The organism is Rodentibacter trehalosifermentans (genome assembly GCF_002000545.1).
Classification (GTDB): domain Bacteria; phylum Pseudomonadota; class Gammaproteobacteria; order Enterobacterales; family Pasteurellaceae; genus Rodentibacter; species Rodentibacter trehalosifermentans.
Window position 1 is genome coordinate 1 of record NZ_MLHL01000047.1, and the last position, 16,951, is coordinate 16,951.

Annotated in this window: 19 protein-coding genes, 2 tRNA genes and 1 pseudogene; 8 read left to right on the plus strand and 14 right to left on the minus strand. The window is 40.8% G+C overall.

The annotated features are described in order from the left end of the window. The 5 genes and pseudogenes from BKK52_RS08610 to BKK52_RS08630 all read right to left on the minus strand — a co-directional run. A pseudogene (locus BKK52_RS08610) lies at positions 1-150 on the minus strand (IS1595 family transposase); the annotation flags it as partial. 136 nt (positions 151-286) lie between these two features. Then, positions 287-1,057, minus strand: a complete 771-nt coding sequence (locus BKK52_RS08615; RefSeq protein ID WP_077478513.1) for an alpha/beta hydrolase — start codon at positions 1,055-1,057, stop codon at positions 287-289. A gap of 3 nt (positions 1,058-1,060) precedes the next feature. Then, positions 1,061-2,254: a Bcr/CflA family multidrug efflux MFS transporter gene (locus tag BKK52_RS08620; protein ID WP_077478514.1), complete on the minus strand. Its 1,194-nt coding sequence runs from the start codon at positions 2,252-2,254 to the stop codon at positions 1,061-1,063. Between the two features lies 1 nt (position 2,255). Further along, entirely contained in the window at positions 2,256-2,954 is a 699-nt protein-coding gene (rsuA, locus tag BKK52_RS08625; protein WP_077478515.1) for a 16S rRNA pseudouridine(516) synthase RsuA, read from the minus strand. Positions 2,955-3,058: 104 nt separating this feature from the next. Next, positions 3,059-3,682 (minus strand): DUF1919 domain-containing protein, encoded by a 624-nt coding sequence (locus BKK52_RS08630; RefSeq protein WP_143531401.1) that lies wholly within the window; start codon positions 3,680-3,682, stop codon positions 3,059-3,061. Between the two features lie 187 nt (positions 3,683-3,869). Between BKK52_RS08630 and BKK52_RS08635 the strand changes: the two genes are divergently transcribed. Then, positions 3,870-6,140, plus strand: a complete 2,271-nt coding sequence (locus BKK52_RS08635; RefSeq protein WP_077478516.1) for an NADP-dependent malic enzyme — start codon at positions 3,870-3,872, stop codon at positions 6,138-6,140. A gap of 476 nt (positions 6,141-6,616) precedes the next feature. Here BKK52_RS08635 and crp read toward each other — a convergent pair whose 3' ends face one another. The 5 genes from crp to coaBC are packed head-to-tail and all read right to left on the minus strand — an operon-like array spanning position 6,617 to position 9,913. Next, positions 6,617-7,288: a cAMP-activated global transcriptional regulator CRP gene (gene crp / locus BKK52_RS08640; RefSeq protein WP_077421247.1), complete on the minus strand. Its 672-nt coding sequence runs from the start codon at positions 7,286-7,288 to the stop codon at positions 6,617-6,619. A gap of 19 nt (positions 7,289-7,307) precedes the next feature. Then, complete coding sequence (locus BKK52_RS08645) at positions 7,308-7,526, minus strand: YheU family protein (protein ID WP_077421248.1); 219 nt, start codon at positions 7,524-7,526, stop codon at positions 7,308-7,310. A 21-nt stretch (positions 7,527-7,547) separates the two neighbouring features. Next, on the minus strand, positions 7,548-8,204 hold the full coding sequence (gene slmA, locus BKK52_RS08650) for a nucleoid occlusion factor SlmA (protein ID WP_077421249.1): 657 nt from the start codon (positions 8,202-8,204) through the stop codon (positions 7,548-7,550). Positions 8,205-8,207: 3 nt separating this feature from the next. Next, the gene (dut, locus tag BKK52_RS08655; RefSeq protein WP_077474780.1) at positions 8,208-8,663 is read right to left on the minus strand and encodes a dUTP diphosphatase; all 456 of its coding nucleotides are present in this window, start codon (positions 8,661-8,663) and stop codon (positions 8,208-8,210) included. 47 nt (positions 8,664-8,710) lie between these two features. Beyond that, positions 8,711-9,913 (minus strand): bifunctional phosphopantothenoylcysteine decarboxylase/phosphopantothenate--cysteine ligase CoaBC, encoded by a 1,203-nt coding sequence (gene coaBC / locus BKK52_RS08660; protein WP_077478517.1) that lies wholly within the window; start codon positions 9,911-9,913, stop codon positions 8,711-8,713. Positions 9,914-10,092: 179 nt separating this feature from the next. Here coaBC and radC point away from each other — a divergent pair, with 179 nt between their 5' ends. The 4 genes from radC (at position 10,093) to mutM (ending at position 12,317) form a co-directional block, all read left to right on the plus strand. Continuing rightward, a complete protein-coding gene (radC, locus tag BKK52_RS08665) occupies positions 10,093-10,758 on the plus strand; it encodes a RadC family protein (RefSeq protein ID WP_077421252.1) in 666 nt (221 codons plus the stop codon). A 213-nt stretch (positions 10,759-10,971) separates the two neighbouring features. Continuing rightward, a complete protein-coding gene (rpmB, locus tag BKK52_RS08670) occupies positions 10,972-11,208 on the plus strand; it encodes a 50S ribosomal protein L28 (protein WP_005542826.1) in 237 nt (78 codons plus the stop codon). 11 nt (positions 11,209-11,219) lie between these two features. After that, positions 11,220-11,390 carry a 50S ribosomal protein L33 gene (gene rpmG, locus BKK52_RS08675; RefSeq protein WP_005613503.1) on the plus strand — a complete coding sequence of 57 codons (171 nt, stop codon included), beginning with the start codon at positions 11,220-11,222 and terminating at the stop codon, positions 11,388-11,390. Positions 11,391-11,501: 111 nt separating this feature from the next. Next, the gene (gene mutM / locus BKK52_RS08680) at positions 11,502-12,317 is read left to right on the plus strand and encodes a DNA-formamidopyrimidine glycosylase (protein ID WP_077421253.1); all 816 of its coding nucleotides are present in this window, start codon (positions 11,502-11,504) and stop codon (positions 12,315-12,317) included. A gap of 45 nt (positions 12,318-12,362) precedes the next feature. Here the strand turns inward: mutM and nagK are convergent, their stop codons facing one another. Further along, positions 12,363-13,277: an N-acetylglucosamine kinase gene (gene nagK, locus BKK52_RS08685; RefSeq protein ID WP_077478518.1), complete on the minus strand. Its 915-nt coding sequence runs from the start codon at positions 13,275-13,277 to the stop codon at positions 12,363-12,365. A 62-nt stretch (positions 13,278-13,339) separates the two neighbouring features. After that, positions 13,340-14,059: a phosphatase PAP2 family protein gene (locus BKK52_RS08690; RefSeq protein WP_077478519.1), complete on the minus strand. Its 720-nt coding sequence runs from the start codon at positions 14,057-14,059 to the stop codon at positions 13,340-13,342. Between the two features lie 68 nt (positions 14,060-14,127). Between BKK52_RS08690 and ribA the strand changes: the two genes are divergently transcribed. Beyond that, positions 14,128-14,787, plus strand: coding sequence for a GTP cyclohydrolase II (gene ribA, locus BKK52_RS08695; RefSeq protein ID WP_077421256.1), 660 nt, complete (start codon positions 14,128-14,130; stop codon positions 14,785-14,787). 89 nt (positions 14,788-14,876) lie between these two features. Here ribA and folD read toward each other — a convergent pair whose 3' ends face one another. Further along, positions 14,877-15,728 carry a bifunctional methylenetetrahydrofolate dehydrogenase/methenyltetrahydrofolate cyclohydrolase FolD gene (gene folD, locus BKK52_RS08700; RefSeq protein ID WP_077421257.1) on the minus strand — a complete coding sequence of 284 codons (852 nt, stop codon included), beginning with the start codon at positions 15,726-15,728 and terminating at the stop codon, positions 14,877-14,879. A gap of 174 nt (positions 15,729-15,902) precedes the next feature. Between folD and BKK52_RS08705 the strand changes: the two genes are divergently transcribed. Next, positions 15,903-15,979, plus strand: a tRNA-Pro gene (locus BKK52_RS08705). A gap of 50 nt (positions 15,980-16,029) precedes the next feature. Next, positions 16,030-16,106 (plus strand) — tRNA-Arg (locus BKK52_RS08710). A gap of 118 nt (positions 16,107-16,224) precedes the next feature. On the opposite strand, the gene BKK52_RS08715 is transcribed toward BKK52_RS08710, so the two are convergent. After that, positions 16,225-16,951 (minus strand): glycosyltransferase family 4 protein (locus tag BKK52_RS08715; protein WP_143531402.1); only part of this gene is annotated, 727 nt, incomplete at its 5' end.

A 16,951-nucleotide genomic window follows, 5' to 3' on the forward strand; every position in this document is an offset into this window, starting at 1 on the left:
TAACCTCACGGATTTTGCGGTAAAACAGGATAGCTGAATTGGGCTGAATACCGAGTAAATCCGCAGCTGAGCGAGCCGTTACTTCTAATACAAAAAACTCAAGGAGCTTTTTCTGGATAGATTTTTTAATTTACAATGAGTTATCTTCATTTTTGTAGACTAACATACTAGCTAATCTACGTCAGCCCCTAATAGAAAGTAGATAAAATAATCAAGTTATCACAAAAAAATCCACCCATCGTTTGATGAAGGTGGATTTTTTTATTCTCTTTATTTTGCCATCTCACTATTCTTTTTCACTCTTACTTTTTGCTGCCTGTTCAATTAACTCAACGGTTACTTGCGGTTGTGAGATCAATGATAAATGACTGGCTGCAACGCTTTTCGTTTGTGCTTTAATCATATTAGCAAAAGATTGTTGGACCTTAAACGGTAGCGCATTATCTTGTTCAGTCAATAAATAATAGCTTGGTTTGGTTTTCCACGCAGGTTCGTTAATTTTTTGACTGAAGGCTTTCGCACTAATTGGGGGTTGAGTAGCAAATAATAAGGCAACTTCTTTCAATGGTAAATCATTCGCCATTACTGCTTGATAAGTCTCAATATTTGGCAGCCAGATCATACCTTGTTCATCAGGTTGTAAACTTTCATTTAATGCTTGATGACGTTCCAATGCCATCGCTGCATTTTCCTGAGTATTTGGCACAATTGCGGATAAATAGACTAATTTTTTGACTTTTTCGTGTTGTCCTGCCTGACTAATCACCATACCAGCCCATGAATGTCCGACTAAGACTACATCACCCTTTTGACGGTTTAAAACTTGTTCCACAGCCGACACATCATCTTCTAAAGAAGTCAAGGGGTTTTGCACAGATGTAACTTGATAGCCTTTTGTCTGCAAAGGTTCAATAATTGAGCGATAACTCGAACCATCAACAAATGCACCGTGAACGAGAACGATATTTTTGATCATTGTATTTTCCTCTGAAGCTTGAGTAGTTAAAGCGATACTTAACATCGCTATATAAGCGAACTTTTTAATTAAATTAAACATTTTTTATCCTTTCAAATTCCGATAAGTCAGAAAATAATAGGCCAGTGCGGCAATGATGACACAAGCCCCCATGGTAAATAACATTGGGGCGGCAGTGTCCATTTTCATTGTGGCAACCAATGTTCCCATCAATGCACCGGTGGCAAAACGTACACTTCCTACCAAAGAATTCGCTGTGCCGGACATGGTTGGAAATTTTTCTAAAATAGAGGCCATGGCATTAGAGGAAATCAAAGGGTTTTGTCCGACAAAAAAGGCGACACCGATTGCCATCGACCAAAAACCCAAATCAAAAAGTGCGGTTAAAATGAGCCACATTCCCGATAAAAATTGAATACTCAATCCAATACGAAGCATAGTTTCCGCCCCGAGTCTTGTGACAAACCGCCCATTAAGAAAAGAAGCAAAAGTCATAATGGCAATGTTTAGCATAAAGAAATAACCGAATTTCTCCACTGGAATGCCGTAAATTCCGATATACACAATGGAGCCTGCGGTCACAAAGGCAAATAGCCCGCCAAATCCAAAAGAGGCGGTGAACATATAGCCTAACACTTCTTTTTGCTTCCAAAGACTCATAAAATTGCGGGCAATAATATTCAAACGAAGGGGAATACGATTTTCCTTTTTGTGGGTTTCAGGAATGATGAAAAACACCAGTAGGGCAGAGAGTGCCCCCATGAGTGCAATGACATAAAAAATAGCGTGCCAGTGGAAATATTTCACAATATAGCCACCGATAACTGGAGCAATCAAGGGCGCAATCATAAACACCAATGTAATGGTTGACATCACTTTTGAGAGTTCATTTTTGCTGAATAAATCCCGTAATAATGCCCCAGAAAGCACCACCGGTGCTGCACCAAAGAAACCTTGCATAAAACGAAGTGCGGTGAAATTTCCAATCGCATTGATTTCTGTTAGCACCAAAGCAGTGATAGCACCGATAATCACACCCAGTAAAATGATGGGTTTTCGCCCAAAGCTATCGCCGAAAGGCCCCCAAAATAATTGTCCGAACGCCATGCCATAGGCAAAGGCAGTGAGGGTATGTTGAACTTGTTCCGGGCTAATTTTCAGATCTTTGGCAATTTCTAAAAAAGCAGGCAGGTACATATCCACACCAAAAGGTGGCAACATAGATAATATGCCGAGGGTGACAATAAAGATAAAAGTCGGTTTAATGGTTTTGCTCATATTAGCTTCCCAAACTGGCAATTTCTTCGGGGGTGAGAGCGCGATATTCCCCTTCTTCTAGGTTTTCGTCTAAGATCACAGCGCCGATTTTCCAACGGTGTAATGCCTCCACTTTATTGCCAAGGGCGGCAAACATTCGTTTTACTTGGTGATAGCGCCCTTCCGAAATGGTGAGGTTCACATTGTAATCATCTAAAATTTCAAGTTTTGCGGGTTTGGTGGGTGTTTTTTCTCCCCGTAACAAAATCCCTTCTTCAAAGGTTTGGGCATAATGCGCTTCAACCGGATCAGCCAAGGTGACCAAATAGGTTTTTTCACAATGATGTTTTGGAGAGGTGATGCGGTGTGACCATTGTCCGTCATCAGTGAGTAAAACCAGCCCGGTGGTATCCACATCTAAACGTCCGGCACTGTGTAATTTCCCCGCCAGAGGATAATCAAAAAATTGATAAATGGTCGGATAGTCGCCATCTTCATTGGAACAAATATAGCCCTGAGGTTTGTTCAACATAAAATATTGTCCGTTGTCCAGCCAAGTGAGCAAGGTATCTTCAAAGTAAATTTCATCGTCCTGTGAGATTTTGCGGGCGCTGTTTTTTTCAATTTCACCGTTAATTTTGACCGCACTTTGGCGAATGGCTTTGGTGGCTTGAGAGCGGGTTAAACCGGTATTTTCGGCAATGAATTTGTCTAATCGCATAAGAATTTCTCTTTTTAAATTATTAGGAGTGTTTTACAGATTTGAATCTGTCGGTAGGAAAAGAAAAATAAAAACACCCTATGGGATTGGGGGAGAATGGCAAACTAGGTTTGATTAAACCAAGTTACATAATCAAATTGATCGTAATATTTCCTTCCATTCCAATCGGAAAAAGCAAATAAATCGCCCACTTGGTTTTGCTGTTCAAATCCTTTGATGTAAAACGCAGAGCGTAGTTCAGGATAAGGTTTGTGGGTAAAAACGACTTTATTTTTAAAAGGAAGTTGATCAAATGCCACCAGATCGTCATAGGCAATACCTATTGCCCCATCTTTATCAGTCATCATAATAAATAAATTATCCGGATTAATTCGAGCAGAGCGGGTCAGCCACTTTTCTTTGGTTTCTTGGGCATTGTGATAATGCATAAAATGAATTTCAATATCTGCCAGTTTACCCACCGGATAGCTTTTTTCAGAGGCGGTAAATTCAAGGGATTGTTGCTGATAAAAATCAATATTTTGCAAATAACGAATAAAGTTTTTAGGGCTTAAATAAAGATTCACGAAAGGTGAATTAAAAGGTTCACCAAGATCGTGCAAAATAAATGCGCCTACACAGTTGGCGGAGATAACCGTCATACCGTGATTTTTTAAACGAGATCTGAGTTGGTGATTAATGAATTTTCTTTGCAGTTGATTCACTGCCGTTTTGATTTTTGATAACAATAGCGCCTCTCTTGAATGGCGGTATGCTACTCTCTTTAACCTATGAATTCAACCGGTTATTTTGTAACAAATTTGTAAAAATTTGCGGTTCATCACAAATTTGGGCAAAAAAAGGGAGTATAATCAAGCGATTTTTTCAATTTGGTTCTGCGAACCAAGTTCCGTATCACGACAATGGAGTATTTATATGAGCGAACAACTACGCCAAGCAGCATTGGATTTCCACGAGTTTCCTATTCCCGGCAAAATTGAAGTCACCCCAACCAAATCATTGGCAACCCAACGTGATTTAGCCTTGGCTTATTCTCCCGGCGTGGCGGAACCCTGTTTAGAAATTGAAAAAGATCCCTTGGCATCTTATAAATATACCGCACGGGGTAATTTGGTTGCGGTGATTTCAAATGGTACAGCAGTCCTTGGATTAGGCAATATCGGTGCACTTGCCGGTAAACCGGTGATGGAAGGCAAGGGGGTATTATTTAAAAAATTCGCCGGTATCAATGTTTTTGATATTGAGGTAAACGAACATGATCCGGACAAATTGGTCGATATTATTGCCTCTCTTGAGCCGACTTTCGGCGGAATTAATCTTGAAGACATTAAAGCACCGGAATGTTTTTATATTGAACAAAAACTGCGTGAACGCATGAATATTCCGGTTTTCCACGACGATCAACACGGCACGGCAATTATTAGTGCGGCAGCCATTATTAATTCACTTCGCATTATCGGTAAAAAAATTGATGAGGTTCGTCTTGTGGCATCAGGTGCCGGGGCGGCTTCCATTGCCTGTTTGAATTTACTGCTTTCTCTTGGAATGAAACGTGAAAATATCACCATTTGTGATTCAAAAGGCGTGGTGTATAAAAATCGTGGCGATCGTATGGATAAAACAAAAGAAGATTACGCCATTGAAGATAACGGTTGGCGTACGTTATCGGATGCGATGCCAAATGCGGATATTTTCCTTGGCTGTTCCGCCGCCGGTGCTTTAACTCAGGATATGGTAAAAACCATGGCGGCACACCCTATTATTCTTGCCCTTGCCAACCCTAACCCGGAAATTACACCACCGGAAGCCAAAGCGGTTCGCCCTGATGCCATTGTCTGTACCGGGCGTTCCGACTATCCGAATCAGGTGAATAATGTGCTTTGTTTCCCCTTCATTTTCCGTGGTGCATTGGATGTGGGCGCTACCTCCATTAATGAAGAGATGAAACAGGCAGCGGTTTACGCCATCGCCGATCTCGCCTTGGAAGAACAAAATGAAGTGGTCACCTCAGCCTATGGTGGACAAGGGGCGACATTCGGTGCAGATTATGTGATTCCACGCCCTTTTGATCCACGCTTGATTGTCCGTATTGCCCCAGCTGTGGCAAAAGCGGCAATGGATTCCGGCGTGGCGACACGTCCTATTTCAGATTGGAGTGAATATACTGAAAAATTGACACAATTTGTTTATAAAACCAGTTTGTTTATGCGTCCGATTTTTAGCCAAGCCAAGTCGGCAAAACAACGCATAATTCTTGCAGAAGGTGAGGAAACGAAAGCCTTACATGCGGTTCAAGAAGTGGTGTCGATGGATCTTGCTGCGCCAATTTTGATCGGGCGTAAAAATGTGATCGAAGAAAAAATCAAAAAATTGGGTTTACGTTTAGAAGTGGGCGTTAACGTTGAAGTAGTGGATAATGAAAATAATCCACGTTATGAAGAATGCTGGAAATATTATTACGATCTGACCAAACGTAAAGGTATCACACCAGCCATCGCCAAACGTGTTGTCCGTTCAAATACCACTGTGCTTGCTTCTGTATTAGTCAATTTAGGTTATGCAGACGGATTGGTTTGTGGTTTGTTTGGTTCTTATGGTAAGCATTTGGACTCCATTAAAGACATTATCGGCTTAAAAGAGGGCGTCAAAACAGTCGCAGCGTTAAATAGCCTTGTGTTGCCAAGTGGCAACGTGTTTTTAACGGATACCCATGTGAATGACGACCCAAGTGCAGAGGAATTAGCGGAAATAACCTTAATGGCGGCAGAGGAAGTCCATCGTTTTGGTATTGAACCAGCTGTTGCTTTGCTTTCTCACTCCAATTTTGGTTCATCAAATACCCTTGGTGCCCCGAAAGTGCGTGAAGCATTGAAAATGGTGCAAGCACATAATCCACAGTTAATGATTGATGGTGAAATGAGAGGGGATATCGCCCTTTGTGCTGCACAACGCACCGAAGTGATGCCGGATAGCCCTTTAAAAGGCTCGGCAAATTTGCTGGTGTTCCCGAATTTAAGTGCGGCGCGCATTAGTTATAGTTTATTGCGGGGGACGACCACAGCGGTGACTGTTGGGCCTATTTTGATGGGAATGAACAAATCTGCCCATATCTTAAACCCGAGCGCTTCTGTGCGCCGCATCATTAATATGGTGGCATACGCTGCTGTGAAGGCACAACAAGAGTAAAAGTGCGGTATAAATTTACGGTATTTATTGTTAGCACCAATACGAAACCCAATTAACAAGAAACACAATAAAAATGGTTGATCTTAATTTATGCTCAGCCATTTTTTTAATGCATCAAAACTATGAAATGATTAGTATGAGGGAGATTTGGAAAGTTATTGAAATATAAGGGTGGTGAACTAAGCAGAATTGGTCTTAACAGCAAGTGGCTTACTGCGCGCATCCCTGCGGGATTTCTACCTAGCCCACCATTGAAGGTGTTCTAGTCTGTGCGACATCAAACAACAAAAAAGGTTTTTCAACCTATTAAAGCCACTTTTCAGGAGACCAACCCTGTCTTCCTGCATACCCTGCAGGAATTGTGCGTATCATAAATCCCTTTGATGTCATTGTCAATTTAATGTGTCACTATTTGAAGATTAAATACGCAAATAACTTCTCATGTAAAAAAACCACCTTTCGGTGGTTTTATATTGCTATCTTACGCCATAAACAACAATGGTTTTACCATGAGCATGAATTAAATTTTGGTCTTCCAGCATTTTAATAATACGTCCTACTGTTTCACGGGAACAACCCACCATTTGCCCAATCTCCTGACGGGTAATTTTTATCTGCATCCCATCCGGATGGGTCATTGCTTCCGGCTGTTTTGCAAGATTAATCAAAGTTTGTGCAATACGTCCCGCCACATCTAAAAAAGCAAGATTACTGACTTGACGTGAAGTATTTTGTACCCGACGGGCTAACTGCGCCGTTAAAAACATCAATATTTCAGGATTAATCTGAATCAACTGGCGATACTTTTTATAAGAAATTTCAGCGACTTCACAAGGTGTTTTTGTTTTCACCCATGCTGAACGTTTTGAACCTTCATCAAATAATCCTACTTCACCAAAAAATTCGCCGGCACTAAGATAAGTTAAAATCATCTCTTTGCCCTCATCATCTTTGGCTGAAACCATTACCGTTCCTTTAATCACATAATAAAGTGTGGTAGCATCTTCACCGGCATGAATCAGTGTGGACTTAGCCGGGTATTTATGTAAATGGCAATGTGTCAAAAACCAATCTAAAGCGGGATCCCTTGTCGAACGCACTTCTGACGGTTGTTCCACTTCAACATCTGCATCGATATAATCTGACATATTGACTCCTTATCAGTTTCTATTTCAAAAATTCCATTTTATCTTTTATGTCAATGGACTCGTGCAATTCCGACCAAACAACGACCGCACTTCCATTGCGGATTTTCCTTAATAATTGAGCCTTTTTTTGTGCAAGAGGAATCTCTTCGTCACCATAATCCGTTCCCTCCCGTAATATCACACTTTCAACAATATTATCAAGAGTTGCCGGTTCCAAGTCTTGCCATGGAATAATCATACATTTCCTCTTGAAAGTCAATCAAGCAAACAGCGGTTCAATAAAACGCCATTGCTGTTCAAAAGATTGATTTGAAGTAGCACGGAAATTTGTACGTACATAACGCATAAATTGCCCTTCGCATAAAGTTACTAAATGTGCAGCAATAATACGAACATCCACTACAAACCCTTTTCCCTCACGTAATTTACGCATTTGTAAAATATTCACAAATTGCATTTCAAGACGATCAAAAAATTGTGCCACTCGAGCCTGTAACCGTGCATCTTCAAACATAAGTGCGTGGCCGGTTAAAATTCGGGTCAATCCCGGATTTTTACGGGCAAAATCCAAAATCATCTGCAAAATATCATGGATGCGATTCATCGTGTTCGTTTCATTACGGATGGAAGCATTAATTCGGCTCAGTAAATTGTTTTCGATATTTTCAATCAACGCTTCAAACATTTTTGTTTTGCTTGGAAAATAACGATAAAGTGCCGCTTCCGACACGCCAACTTCCTGCGCCAAACGCGCCGTAGTCATACGCTCCATCCCCCGCTCGGAATGCAACATATGGGTTAATACCGTCAGCACCTGCTGACGACGTTCTTTCACCGTACGTTTTTCAATTTTAGGTGCTTTCACTTCCGGCTCGATTTCTTCCACACCGGATAAAGATAATTGCTCTTCTATCATAAATTATTGTTTACCCGAATGACCAAAACCGCCTTCACCACGCTCTGTTTCCGCAAATTCATCAACAATATTAAATTCCGCTTGCACCACGGGAACAAACACAAGTTGCGCAATGCGATCACCCACCTCAATTTTAAAAGGCTCAGAACTACGGTTCCACATTGACACCATCAATGGGCCTTGGTAATCGGAATCAATCAAACCCACCAAATTCCCCAATACGATGCCGTGCTTATGCCCTAAGCCTGAACGGGGCAAAATCACCGCAGCAAGATTAGGATCCGCAATATAAATAGATAACCCCGTCGGAATGAGTTTGGTTTCACCCGGTTGAATATCAAAAGTCTCATCGACCAAAGCCCGCAAATCTAACCCGGCGGAACCTTCTGTTGCATAGGTCGGCAAAGGAAATTCCCGACCAATTCGCGGATCCAAAATTTTTACATCAATTTTTTTCATTTAATACTCCGTATGAAATTCGTTTATCGCCCAAGTGCGGTCAAAAATTACCGTGTTTTTTTATATTGTTCCACAATTTCATTCACGAGATCGGCAGCCAAATCCTTTTTGGATTTTAATGCCAGTATTTTATTTCCCCCTTTCCAAAAAAGCTGTAACGCATTCTCATCTGCATTAAATACTTGCCCTCCCGACACATCGTTAGCACAGATCATATCTAAATTTTTACGTTGTAATTTATCTTTTGCATAATCTGCAACATTTTGTGTTTCTGCGGCAAATCCTACCGTGAAAGGACGATGCTCCGTCAAATGCCCCACATCCGCAATAATATCGGGATTCTTAATCAATTTGAGCGATATTTCATCACTTGATTTTTTGATTTTCTGCTCACTCACATTTGCCACACGATAATCCGCCACTGCCGCACAACCGATAAAAATGTGATTTTTGACCGCACTTTCAAGGGATACCTGCCACATTTCTTGGGCTGAAATCACATTAATCCGATTGACATTTTTCGGAGTATTCAAACTCACAGGCCCGGCAATTAAACTGACTGTAGCCCCACACTTGGCAAAAGATTCCGCTATGGCAAAACCCATTTTGCCGGAACTGTGATTGGAAATATAGCGTACCGGGTCGATTGGCTCACGGGTTGGCCCTGCAGTGATAACAACATTTAATCCCTGCAAATCTTGATTCTGACTGAAAAAATCCGAAAGCACAGTGAAAATTTCCATCGGTTCCGACATCCGCCCCGTCCCCACATCGCCACAGGCTTGGAAACCGCTATTCGGCCCGACCAACTGAACGCCTCTGGCTTGAAGTGCGGTTAAATTTTGCTGTGTTATAGGTTGCGCAAACATTTGCCGGTTCATCGCCGATGCGAGAAAAATAGGAGAAGCTGTCGCCAAACAAAGTGTGGAAAGTAAATCATTCGCCATGCCTACAGTAAAACGAGCAATAAAATCCGCACTTGCCGGAGCAATCACAACAGCGTCCGCCCATTTCGCCAGCTCAATATGTCCCATCGCCAACTCAGCTTGCGGATCCAGCAAAGATTGTGACACAGCGTTGCCGGAAATGGCTTGCAAAGTGAGTGGTGTAACAAATTCGGCCGCCGCCGGCGTAAGAACAACCCGCACTTCCGCTTCGGCTTTACGCAATAAGCGAATAAACTCAATGGTCTTATAAGCGGCAATACCACCGGTTATCCCCACAACGATACGTTTTCCGCTTAAATTCATTGTCTCTCCATTTTTAATAAATTTGTTAGCACTTGATCACAAGCATTGCATTTTACTTCAATTTAACCGAATAAAAAATTTTATTTTTACGATCTTTTTCGCAGAGTTCATCGCCTCAATTCGCTTGATGCGCAAAGTGCGGTCAAAATTCAATAAGATTTTAACCAACATACCAGAAAATGATGGAATCTACCGAACTGATGCCGCGCGAAAAATTATTAAAATATGGCGTTAGTGCCCTTTCCGATCGCGAACTTTTGGCAATTTTCTTGCGCACCGGCATAAAAGGCTGCCCAGTTATGCAGCTTTCGGAACAAGTACTTAATCATTTTGGCTCACTCCGAGCCCTGCTTTCCGCAGATCAAACCGCTTTTTGCGAAATGAAAGGTTTGGGCATTACCCAATTTATTCAACTCCAAGCCACCAAAGAAATGACGAAACGTTGCCTCCAAGAAGAGATGCTAAATCTACCGATTTTTCACGATCCCGAAACCGTCAAACTCTATTTACGAACAGAACTTCAACACGAAGAACGGGAAATATTTATGGTGCTATTTTTAGATAATCAGCATCGACTTATCAAGAAAGAGCGGTTATTTCTAGGAACAATCAATGTTTCAAGCGTATACCCTCGAGAAATCATAAAAGAAGCACTTTATTGCAATGCCGCCGCACTAATTTTGGCACATAATCATCCTTCCGGAATCGCCGAACCCAGTTATGCCGATCAAATCATTACGCAAAAAATTTGTGATGCGGCAGAATTAATGGAAATTCGAATTCTTGATCATTTTATTGTGGGAAAAAGTGATTGCTATTCCTTTGCCGAGCATAATCTACTTTAAGGTTTAATATAAACCGAGTATTTTTTATTCCTCACATGGGGAAAATCGCATTTATGCTTGAGAAATGAAAATAAAGTCAGTATAATCTGCGGTCTTTAATATAGTAAGCGGGTCGGATTTGCGCGACCTGACGAGGCAGCAAACCTGGTTAAACTAGGTTTAGAACAATCCGAACCGTAAGCTCGAGCTTATATTTAATTATTGGAGATTATTATGTCTAGAGTTTGTCAAGTAACAGGCAAGCGTCCGGCTGTGGGTAATAACCGCTCACACGCAATGAATGCGACACGTCGTCGTTTTCTTCCAAACCTTCACACCCACCGTTTTTGGGTTGAAAGTGAAAACCGTTTCGTAACTTTACGCTTAACAGCGAAAGGTATGCGTATTATTGATAAAAAAGGCATTGATGCAGTGTTAGCTGAAATCCGTGCTCGTGGCGAAAAAATCTAAGGAGCTAAAATATGGCAGCGAAAGGCGCTCGTGAGAAAATCCGTTTAGTTTCTACTGCAGAGACCGGTCATTTCTACACAACCGATAAAAACAAACGTAATATGCCTGAAAAAATGGAAATCAAAAAATTTGATCCGGTAGTACGTAAACACGTTATCTATAAAGAAGCAAAAATCAAATAATTTTATTGATTGAAAAAACCCGACATTGTTCGGGTTTTTTGTATTTTTAACGGGAAAAAATAAATTCTCCCACCATTGAAAAACCAACCTCATAATATCAACAAGAACATTATGCCTGAACTTCCGGAAGTTGAAACAGCCCTGCGTGGCGTAAGCCCTTATCTGAAAGGCTTTATAATTGAAAAAATTGTCGTTCGCCAACCCCAATTACGTTGGGCGGTATCCCCCGAATTAACGGAATTGGCAAATGTTAAAATCCTCGATCTTACACGCCGTGCAAAATATCTGATTCTTCATACAGAAAAAGGCTATATCATCGGACATTTGGGCATGTCAGGCTCTATTCGGATTGTGCCGCATGATAGCCCTGTTGATAAGCACGATCATGTGGATATTGTCATGAATAACGGAAAATTATTGCGCTATAATGATCCCCGCCGTTTTGGTTCCTGGCTGTGGACAAAAAATCTTGATGAATTTCACCTTTTTCTAAAACTCGGCCCTGAACCACTTTCTGATGAATTTAATGCCGAGTATTTATTTAAAAAATCCCGTAAAAAACTGACCACACTTAAAACTTTTTTAATGGATAATGCCGTTGTTGTGGGCGTAGGAAATATTTATGCCAATGAAACCCTGTTTTTATGTGGCTTACATCCACTGAAATTAGCCGCCAACCTTACACGAAAACAGTGCGACCTTATCGTTGCCACAATCAAAAAAGTACTAGCCAAAGCCATTGAACAAGGCGGAACCACCCTCAAAGATTTTTTACAGCCTGACGGTCGCCCCGGTTATTTTGCTCAAGAATTGCTAGTTTATGGCAATAAAGATAAGCCTTGTCCGAAGTGCGGTACAAAAATTGAAAGTTTAATTATCGGACAACGCAATAGCTATCTTTGTCCAAACTGCCAAAAGAAAAAATAGCTTATTTATGAAAACCCCGCCATTTTACAACGAGCGGGGTTGATTTTATTTGGTTAAGAATAATGCCGCAGCACCACGCACGCCACCGGAATCACCGTGTTTGGCTTTTTTAATCGGTGGCACTTTTGCCGTACGCATTAAATGAGGCGGTAGGGCTTTTGGTAAGGCTTCATATAAATAATCAAAGTTCGACAATCCGCCCCCCAGCACGATCATATGCGGATCAAATGCCGTAATAATATTACCGATAGAAATCGCCGCCAATTCCACAAAAAGATTCACAAAATCCACCGCACTTTCTTTACCGCGATAAAAAGCATCAATAATTTCACGGGCGGATAATTTTTCCCCTTTAAGATCGTGATACAGCATTTCGAAGCCACGTCCGGAAAGATAGGTATCCAAACAGGCTTTATTGCCACAACCGCATTCATAGATCGGGACATTATCCCAACCCAGCAATTTCAAGGCGTGGTAATTTAATTGTAAATGCCCAAGTTCACCTGCCATCCCCACTTGACCGGAATGAATTTTGCCGTTTAACACAAAACCGCCGCCAAATCCTGTGCCGAGAATTAAACCCAACACGCTCGGATATTGCTGATTTTCTTCATCCCAAGCTTCCGATAAGGCAAAGCAATTTGCATCATTTTCCGCCCGTACTTCACGCCCTAAACGTTCGGAAAGATCACGTAAAATAGGCTTGTTGTCAGCCACACGAATATTGGTAATTTCAGCCAGTCCCGTTTGTTGATTCACAAATCCCGGCACGCCCAAACCGACTGTACCACGTTCGCCAAATTGTTCATCGGCACGCGTGACCAAATCCACGATCACATTAAGCCATTCATCATAATCGTTTTTTGGTGTAGGCACTCGCTCTGAATAGAGTTTTTCTAACTTTTCATTAAATACCGCAAGCTCGATTTTTGTGCCGCCGATATCCAAACCATAGTACATAATCAAATCCTCTTATAAAAATAGAAAACCAGCCGAATTTTAACCGCACTTTTATATTGATTTTATGACGAAGATCGCTTTTTCTGTAAAAAACTAAAAATAATCAGGTTGATTAACCAAGCAAAAAGGGTTGCAACCAAAAGATCGATAGGATAATGCATACCTAAACGCACACGACTAATCAGTATCAATAAACTCCAAGCAGCCATTCCCCCAACCAACAATTTAGCCTGCCATGAGCGCTGTCCCAATAATTGGGTGAATCCAACGGCAAGCATTAACCAGGTTGCAGCAAAAATCGTATGTCCGGATGGGAAAGAATAACCCGTTTCGTCTTCATAATGTTTCACCAACCAAGCCGGCGTATCAGTTTGTGTCGAATAAAATTCTTTTGCAATGACTGCACGCTGAGTGCGATCGTTTTCATAGAAATTTTCCACAGAGCGGTTTGTGTGTTCCGCCAAATAGACAGTAAATGGGCGAGGCTCTTTGAACACCGCTTTTAATCCTGTTTTCACCGCTTGAGTCGCTACCACAGAAAACGCCATTACTGCCACACCTAATAGCCATTGTTTGCGGCTTTTAAACAGAAAGCTAAACATCAATGCAAATACGCCGCAAGTTATTAACGCATAAGGCACGCTACCGGTTTCGGTGAGTAAATAAAGCCAATAATCTGCTTTCGTTAATTGTCCGTTACCCTGCCATTGATAGGAAAAACTCCATATAAAAAACGGTACAAGACAAAGTAATAACGTATATAATGACAGCCTTTTAAACATACCCGCCCCTTGATAAGAAAAAGAAAGTGCGCATTTTAGCAGAAATGAAACAGAAGAAGGATAACTTTATGGCAAAAATTCAACTGGTTGCTCAAGCCAATTTACCCACAGAATACGGTATTTTTAAGATGGTAGGGTTTGAGTTTCCCGATACCAAAAAAGAACATGTTGCGTTAGTCATGGGCGATATTTCAAAAACTGACGAGCCCGTTTTGGCACGGATTCACTCCGAATGTTTAACCGGTGATGCCCTTCACAGTTTAAAATGTGATTGCGGTTTTCAACTCGCCACCGCACTACGTCAAATAAAAGAGGAAGGGCGCGGTGTATTGATTTATCACCGTGAAGAAGGACGCGGAATCGGATTAATCAATAAAATTCGAGCTTATTCTTTACAGGATCAAGGGATGGATACGATTGAGGCTAACCTTGCCTTGGGTTTCAAAGCCGATGAACGTAATTTTGAAGTCTGTGCCGATATCTTTGATTTACTGGGTGTGAAACAAGTTCGCCTAATGACAAACAATCCGGAAAAAGTGGAAACCATGAAAAAAGCGGGTATTAACGTGGTGGAACGTGTGCCGCTCAATGTAGGTGAAAACCGCTATAATACAAAATACTTGGACACAAAAGCTAAAAAAATGGGGCATTATATTGTGCATAACAATGAAGAACATTTGATAAATTGCCCGCATTGTCAGGAAGAAGTAATCCTTAATAAGAAATAAAAATGTGTATTAATCCTTGAGTTAAGATGCCCTTTAGAGGGAGGATCTTAAAGTGCGGTCAAAATTGACCGCACTTTTTCATTATTAAATTACCGATTATTATGCTCGTAAGCGTAAAGCGTATTATACATTAACATTGCAACTGTCATTGGACCGACCCCGCCCGGAACGGGGGTAATATAACCGGCTTTTTGGGCGGCAGTTTCAAATTCTATATCGCCGACTAATTTTCCCTCAACTCGATTGATGCCGACATCAATGACAACCGCACCTTCTTTCACCCAGTCACCCGGTACAAGGTTAGGTTTACCAACTGCGACGACTAAAATATCCGCTTGGCGAACATGATTTTCAAGGTCTTTTGTAAAACGGTGAGTGACAGTAACCGTTGCACCTGCAAGCAATAATTCTAAGGACATTGGACGACCAACAATATTTGATGCACCGACAATTACAGCGTGCTTACCATGTAAATCAATACCGGTGGTTTCCAATAATTTCATCACACCATAAGGCGTGCAAGCCCGTAAAGTGGGGATACGTTGGCATAAACGCCCAACATTATAAGGATGGAAACCGTCCACATCTTTTTTCGGATCAATGCGTTCAATAATGGTTTCCGAACTAATCTGTTTCGGAAGAGGAAGTTGTACCAGAATACCATCAATAGTTTCATCAGCATTTAGTCGATCAATGAGCGCAAGTAATTCTTGCTCGGTTGTGGTTTCCGGTAAATCGTAAGACTGTGAAAAAATCCCAACTTCCTCACAACTACGGCGCTTACTTGCCACATAAACCTGAGAGGCAGGATCACTCCCCACAAGTATCACAGCAAGCCCCGGGGCTCGTTTGCCCTCATTGCGGTAATGTGAGATTTTTTGCGAAACATCTGATTTGATTTGTTTGGAAAGTGAGGTGCCGGAGATAATTTTTGCAGTCATGGGCGAAGCCTTAATTGTTAAAGTAAACGTTTGCTATTTTAGCTGACAATGGAAAAATTTACAAAATCAAATATAGCGAATAAAAAAAATTGGAATAATTTTGAGCAATTAAGATAAAAATGATAAAAATTGATTGACTGAATAATAAACCTCTCTATAATTAACCGCACTTGTCGGCGAGTAGCGCAGCTTGGTAGCGCAACTGGTTTGGGACCAGTGGGTCGTAGGTTCAAATCCTATCTCGCCGACCACTTCTTCTATATTTTCCTCAAGTTTCATACAGAAAATGTACCTTTAAAATGCGCCCTTAGCTCAGCTGGATAGAGCAACGCCCTTCTAAGGCGTGGGTCAAAGGTTCGAATCCTTTAGGGCGTGCCATTTGATTTTATAGTTTATTCTCTTTTAGATAATTTTGTGATATCCGAGTTGGTTATTTTCTACAATTAACAAATATATTTTAGGAAATTAAAAAGCGTTGGAAAACCAACGCTTTTTATTATAACTGCTTGATTTCTTCCAATAATCTCTCTACATGGGAAAGTAAGCTGGGATTATAATCTATACAATCAAAAGGGTTATTTATTCTATGTTTAAAAGCCTTTGCTTTTTTAACGGATTCTTTGATTGCGTTATCTAAGGTATTTAAATTTTCTCTAGAGAAGCTATAACCAAAATTATTTTTCAATACTTCTAAACAGCCTATGTTATCTGAAAATATAATAGGTGTACCGGATAATATTGATTCAATACCCACTAATCCAAAAGGCTCATAAATTGATGCCATTATGGTGTAATCTGCTGCTTGATATAATTCCGGCATATTTTTGCAATAGCCCAGTGAGCTTATATTTTTACTTTCGGGTACCGGAGTGCCTGCAACGACTAGTCTAATTGGTAGAGCTGAGTTTTCAAAATATTCTTTTAAAATATCAAATCCCTTTCTTTTATGTCCTGTAGAGGGAAAAAGATAAATAATTTCATTATCATTAAACCCAAATCTTTCTCTTAAAGCTGATCTTTTATTATCACTTTCCGGCAATGTAAATTTATTAATATCAACGGGAGGATAAATAGTGGATATTTTATTGCTATCGATATTATAAAATTGCACTAACTCATCTTTCATCATTTTAGAATGAGCAATGACTAATTTTGAGTGAGATAGCGATTTTTGTTCATTTGTAATTTTTAGTTTATCAGTTAGACTTGCTTGCTTGCTTGCT

What these genes read in the sequence shown, in the direction of transcription:
- folD (WP_077421257.1), bottom strand. Translation starts at nt 15,728, where the DNA reads ATGACTGCAAAAATTATCTCCGGCACCTCACTTTCCAAACAAATCAAA.
- BKK52_RS08645 (WP_077421248.1), bottom strand. Translation starts at nt 7,526, where the DNA reads ATGATTATTCCATGGCAAGACTTGGAACCGGCAACTCTTGATAATATT.
- BKK52_RS08615 (WP_077478513.1), bottom strand. Translation starts at nt 1,057, where the DNA reads ATGTTTAATTTAATTAAAAAGTTCGCTTATATAGCGATGTTAAGTATC.
- nagK (WP_077478518.1), bottom strand. Translation starts at nt 13,277, where the DNA reads ATGTACTATGGTTTGGATATCGGCGGCACAAAAATCGAGCTTGCGGTA.
- radC (WP_077421252.1), top strand. Translation starts at nt 10,093, where the DNA reads ATGATGGAATCTACCGAACTGATGCCGCGCGAAAAATTATTAAAATAT.
- BKK52_RS08635 (WP_077478516.1), top strand. Translation starts at nt 3,870, where the DNA reads ATGAGCGAACAACTACGCCAAGCAGCATTGGATTTCCACGAGTTTCCT.
- rsuA (WP_077478515.1), bottom strand. Translation starts at nt 2,954, where the DNA reads ATGCGATTAGACAAATTCATTGCCGAAAATACCGGTTTAACCCGCTCT.
- BKK52_RS08690 (WP_077478519.1), bottom strand. Translation starts at nt 14,059, where the DNA reads ATGTTTAAAAGGCTGTCATTATATACGTTATTACTTTGTCTTGTACCG.
- ribA (WP_077421256.1), top strand. Translation starts at nt 14,128, where the DNA reads ATGGCAAAAATTCAACTGGTTGCTCAAGCCAATTTACCCACAGAATAC.
- crp (WP_077421247.1), bottom strand. Translation starts at nt 7,288, where the DNA reads ATGTCAGATTATATCGATGCAGATGTTGAAGTGGAACAACCGTCAGAA.
- rpmB (WP_005542826.1), top strand. Translation starts at nt 10,972, where the DNA reads ATGTCTAGAGTTTGTCAAGTAACAGGCAAGCGTCCGGCTGTGGGTAAT.
- coaBC (WP_077478517.1), bottom strand. Translation starts at nt 9,913, where the DNA reads ATGAATTTAAGCGGAAAACGTATCGTTGTGGGGATAACCGGTGGTATT.
- rpmG (WP_005613503.1), top strand. Translation starts at nt 11,220, where the DNA reads ATGGCAGCGAAAGGCGCTCGTGAGAAAATCCGTTTAGTTTCTACTGCA.
- mutM (WP_077421253.1), top strand. Translation starts at nt 11,502, where the DNA reads ATGCCTGAACTTCCGGAAGTTGAAACAGCCCTGCGTGGCGTAAGCCCT.
- dut (WP_077474780.1), bottom strand. Translation starts at nt 8,663, where the DNA reads ATGAAAAAAATTGATGTAAAAATTTTGGATCCGCGAATTGGTCGGGAA.
- BKK52_RS08620 (WP_077478514.1), bottom strand. Translation starts at nt 2,254, where the DNA reads ATGAGCAAAACCATTAAACCGACTTTTATCTTTATTGTCACCCTCGGC.
- slmA (WP_077421249.1), bottom strand. Translation starts at nt 8,204, where the DNA reads ATGATAGAAGAGCAATTATCTTTATCCGGTGTGGAAGAAATCGAGCCG.